A 4090-nucleotide genomic window follows, 5' to 3' on the forward strand; every position below is an offset into this window, starting at 1 on the left:
GGTTTCCAGATGCTGGGCAGGCAACTACACGATCCGCTTGGACTGGAAGGTGCTGCAGGTAGCTCGGTCGGTCTTGGCCTGCTTGATATGGAAACCACATTGACCGCACACAAGCGGCTGGCTCTGGTCGAGGGGTGCCTGGCATTTGCGAATGCAGCGGTAAGCGGCTACGAGATACACATGGGCATGTCGAGCGGCCCGGCAATGGCGATTCCGGCGATTGTCTTGCCTGAAGGGACCGATGGCGCGATGTCGGCCGACGGTCAAGTGTTTGGCAGCTATCTGCACGGTCTGTTCGATCACCCGCAAAGCTGTCAGGCGCTGCTTTGTTGGGCGGGTCTGGAGAAGACGATGTCGCACGATTATCGGGCAGAGCGGGAAAGGCATATTGACCGCCTTGCTGACACGCTTGAGCAACACCTTAAGCTTGATTCTCTCGGCGTGGCGCATCCGTATTTATGATTCCCGAACCGATGGATACTGAGGTCGGCTGAAAAAAGTGGAGGTAGCAATGACTGACGGCGTCGACGTGTCTGAAGCTCCACGTCGGGTGTCAATATCGATGAAGAGGGCCGGCCGGGATTCGCAAATATGCGAAGCATGGCCAGCCGCTTGACGAACCTAATCGCCATTTTCTGTATCCTTGCCTGGCGAGGATTCTGGCTGACCGAGATCAATCGGTCTGCACCAGAAGCTCCACCGGAGGTAGCTTCCTTATAGTGGCCACGCAATCGGCCAACGGGGCAGCGCTGGTATTGAAATTGAAGAATATTGCCGGGTTTGACGAAAGAAGCGCCACAACATGAACCGCGCCGTCCTATACACTTCAATTTTCCCCATCCTGTTGATTGCAGTCTCGAGCAATCTCGACAATATCGGCGTAGGCACCTCTTACGGCGTCAGGAAGATCAACATCCCCATCGCCTCCAACCTCCTGATCGCGGTTGTCACTGCTACCGGTACCTTTCTGTCTATCATTCTCGGGCAAACCGTTTGCCTTTTCATAAGTAGGGGAACGGCTGGCTTACTGGGGGGCGGCATCATCGTCGTGGCGGGGCTCTGGGTAGTCTTCCAGGAAAGGTTTATGCACGGCGTTCGGGAGCCTTCGCAAGCAGAACCGATCCTCAAAGCCAGGTGTTCCAGATACGGTTTGCGCCATATCGTCCAGATTCTCGACAATCCGATTGTTGCCGACTGGGACTTCTCCGGCCATATCGACCTGAGAGAGGCTCTGGCGTTAGCCTTCGCCCTGACCATCAACAATATTCCCAACGGCGTCGGCGCCGGAACGTTGGGCCTGAATGCCTACGCAATGACCGCTGCGGTTTTTGTCGTCAGCATCATCACCATTTGGCTCGGCATCTACTTTGGTAAATTGGGAGTGCGCTGGATGGGAAGATTTACCGGCGTGCTCGGCGGCGTTCTGCTTATTTGCGTTGGTTTCTATGAGATCTTCTTTTGAGGGTGGCTAAGGCGCCCACCTGCACCACAGGCCAAATCGGTGTATTTCGAGATGTGCACGGCGTTGTTGCTGCATGAATCGAGCGTAAGGACGGAGTGACCTCGATGTTTTCGACCTCATGCGATGCGGACGGACTTCGGGTGAGCGAGAGCCGCCATGCGGTTCAGCACGCCCGCGCGAATCGACACTTCAGTGGCTTGCGAGCCGGTACGACGTGCCCACAGGCTGTCGCCTGTGAGCGTCTTGAGCCGGAACATCAGGTTCTCGACCAACGAGCGCCGGTGGTAGCCGCTGCGCTGCTTTCACTCGCGTCGGCTGCTTTGCGCGATTGTCTCGATGGCATCGTTTCGCCAGCTCGCGCCGGGCGTGTTCTGCGGCCACGGCGTTGCGCCTTCACGCGGCGGAATCGACGGCTGGGCACCACGCGCGGCGATCGTGGCATGGCACTCGTTCGTGTCGTACGTGCCGTCGCCTCCGATGGTTTCGATCGGCACGTCCTCTGGAATTTGGGCAAGCAGGTCAGGCGGAGCGCTCGACGCGCCTCTCTTCCTATTCGGCAAAAACTTCCTGCAAAGTCCGCAGGGTGTTCAACAATGTCTTATCGGCCACAGCGCCTTCTTTCTTGACCAAGCGAACCTTGTCGACCGTGCGAATTTGGTCCAAAAGGATCAAGCCTTGTTTGCGCTTGAACGTCACCGGAATCCGAAAGGGCGCAGATCGCCCCTTGGAAGTCATCGGAGCAACGATGACTGTCCGCAAGTGGTCGTGCATTTCGGGCGGCGACACGACAACACACGGACGCGTCTTTTGTATCTCGCTACCCAAGGTCGGGTCAAGCGCGACTAACCAGACTTCCCCACGCATCACCACGCAAGCTCCGTGTCATCGGCGTTAGAAAACTCGCCCATCACCAGCGCATCGTCGCCACTTTCAGCAAGAGCCTTGCTTGCTTCGGCCCAACCCTCACGGGCCTTACGCCTCGGGCGGCGCAGGATAATCGTGTCGTCTTCGACTTCCATTTCCACTTCGTTCTCCAGTCCTAGTTGCGCGAGGACGGGCTTCGGAATCAGCACGCCTTGCGAATTACCCATTCTGCGAATCGTCGTTCTCATAAACTCACCATAATAACAATGTTATTCCGTCATGATGAAACTGTAAACACAATGTTATTACATTATGTGCCGAGTGTCACTGGCTCTGAGCCCCGCCCCAGGGCTTCCGCATGAAGGTCCCGCTAAACAAAGGGTTTGAGGGCAGAAGGCAGTTGTAAACAAGAAATGGTTGCTTGAAATTACCCACATCTGAGGCAGAAATTCTGTTAAGGAAACTCCGATTTTGCCCCGCTGTCGAAGCGGAGCCGCCACTCACCGAGCGTAACCGATGCCTCAGCAGCTGACCTTGACCACGCAGTTCGATGCGGGTTTCGAAGCCCACCGCAAGACGACTCGCCGCGACGTTTTCCTGGCCGAGATGGACAAAGTGGTGCCGTGGGCCGAGCTGTGCGCGGTGATCGAACCGTTTTACCCCAAGCCGCGTGCCGACGGCGGCGGCCGCCCGACCGTGGGTCTGGAAAGGATGCTGCGGATCCACTTTCTGCAGCAGTGGTACGCGCTGTCCGATTCGGCGGTGGAGGAGGCGCTGTACGACTCGGCGGCGATGCACCGGTTTGTGGGCATCGACCTGGGCCGCGAATCGGCGCCGGACGAGACGACGGTGTGCAAGTTCCGCCACCTGCTACTGCCAGGCATCGTTACCGCGTTCCTGAAAGCGTATCCGGGGATTCGCGTGGAAGTTCTGGTGGAGGATGGTTTCGTCGATGTGCTGTCGGTCGGTTGCGATGCCGGCATTCGCTACGACGAACGGCTCGAACAGGATATGATCGCGGTCCCGATCGGCCCGCGTGTGGAGCGCTTCGCCACTGCCGCCGCGCCGGACTACCTCGACGCGCACGGGCGGCCGGAGCATCCGCATGAACTACTCTCGCACGCCTGCTTGCGCGTGCAATTCGCCGGCGGGGCAACGCCGACATGGAAATTCGAACGTGCTGGCGAAGTGGTGGAGCTCGACCCGACCGGACCGTTGCTGGTCAGGCCCGCAGCGGCCCTGGACCTGAGCATCGATGCCGCCGTGGCCGGGGTCGGCGTGATCCATCTGTTCGAGGAACTGCTGCGCCCGCACTTCGAGAGCGGTGTGCTCGAGCCGATCCTCACACCGTGGCGGCAATCCTTTTCGGGGCCGTTTCTGTATTACCCGGGGGGACGCCATGTGCCGGCGCCGCTACGGGCTTTTGTCGATTTTTTGAAATCGGGCGGCGTGTCGCCGGTGGCGGTAGCGAGGGATTGACCCTTGCGGCCGTGATCCGGCGACAGTGCGGCGGGGCAGCAGACCCCCGTCTGATTCGTTGACGCGCGCCTACGGGTTGGAGTCGGTATCCTCGCCGCCCGCGTAATGACCCGTGGTTGTTGCCTGCTCGTGCGACAGTCCTTCCCTGCTCATGCGATCCTGGGCGCGTTGGAGGCCCAGATCGCGGTCGTGCGCGAACAGTCCGTTCGAATTGGCCACAGCGTGCGCATTGGCATGACCTGCCGCGACGCTGCCGCCGCGGCCGTGGCCGAATCCGACGGCACC

At 59.4% G+C, this 4090-nt stretch carries 5 protein-coding genes and 2 pseudogenes; 3 read left to right on the plus strand and 4 right to left on the minus strand.

The features are described from left to right. Together EPN80_RS05955 and ytaF are read left to right on the plus strand one after the other, a co-directional pair. A pseudogene (locus EPN80_RS05955) lies at positions 1 to 462 on the plus strand (cobyric acid synthase CobQ); the annotation flags it as partial. A gap of 340 nt (positions 463 to 802) precedes the next feature. Further along, positions 803 to 1462 (plus strand): sporulation membrane protein YtaF, encoded by a 660-nt coding sequence (gene ytaF / locus EPN80_RS05960; protein ID WP_293024771.1) that lies wholly within the window; start codon positions 803 to 805, stop codon positions 1460 to 1462. 116 nt (positions 1463 to 1578) lie between these two features. Here the strand turns inward: ytaF and EPN80_RS05965 are convergent. The 3 genes and pseudogenes from EPN80_RS05965 to EPN80_RS05975 form a co-directional block, all read right to left on the minus strand. Next, a pseudogene (locus EPN80_RS05965) lies at positions 1579 to 1986 on the minus strand (transposase); the annotation flags it as partial. Between the two features lie 25 nt (positions 1987 to 2011). Continuing rightward, the gene (locus tag EPN80_RS05970) at positions 2012 to 2332 is read right to left on the minus strand and encodes a type II toxin-antitoxin system PemK/MazF family toxin (RefSeq protein WP_293024773.1); all 321 of its coding nucleotides are present in this window, start codon (positions 2330 to 2332) and stop codon (positions 2012 to 2014) included. Then, complete coding sequence (locus EPN80_RS05975; RefSeq protein ID WP_293024775.1) at positions 2326 to 2574, minus strand: AbrB/MazE/SpoVT family DNA-binding domain-containing protein; 249 nt, start codon at positions 2572 to 2574, stop codon at positions 2326 to 2328. The genes EPN80_RS05970 and EPN80_RS05975 overlap by 7 nt, the downstream gene beginning before the upstream one ends. Positions 2575 to 2842: 268 nt before the next feature. On the opposite strand from EPN80_RS05975, the gene EPN80_RS05980 reads away from it, so the two are divergent. After that, the gene (locus EPN80_RS05980; protein ID WP_293024777.1) at positions 2843 to 3805 is read left to right on the plus strand and encodes a LysR substrate-binding domain-containing protein; all 963 of its coding nucleotides are present in this window, start codon (positions 2843 to 2845) and stop codon (positions 3803 to 3805) included. A gap of 69 nt (positions 3806 to 3874) precedes the next feature. On the opposite strand, the gene EPN80_RS05985 is transcribed toward EPN80_RS05980, so the two are convergent. Further along, positions 3875 to 4090: hypothetical protein (locus tag EPN80_RS05985; RefSeq protein WP_293024779.1), on the minus strand; the 216-nt coding region annotated here is incomplete at its 5' end.

The organism is Pandoraea sp. (assembly GCF_004297875.1).
GTDB lineage: Bacteria > Pseudomonadota > Gammaproteobacteria > Burkholderiales > Burkholderiaceae > Pandoraea.

Bases quoted from the DNA above. Each gene is read 5' to 3' on its own strand.
- EPN80_RS05975 (WP_293024775.1), bottom strand. From the start codon at position 2,574: ATGAGAACGACGATTCGCAGAATGGGTAATTCGCAAGGCGTGCTGATT.
- ytaF (WP_293024771.1), top strand. From the start codon at position 803: ATGAACCGCGCCGTCCTATACACTTCAATTTTCCCCATCCTGTTGATT.
- EPN80_RS05980 (WP_293024777.1), top strand. From the start codon at position 2,843: ATGCCTCAGCAGCTGACCTTGACCACGCAGTTCGATGCGGGTTTCGAA.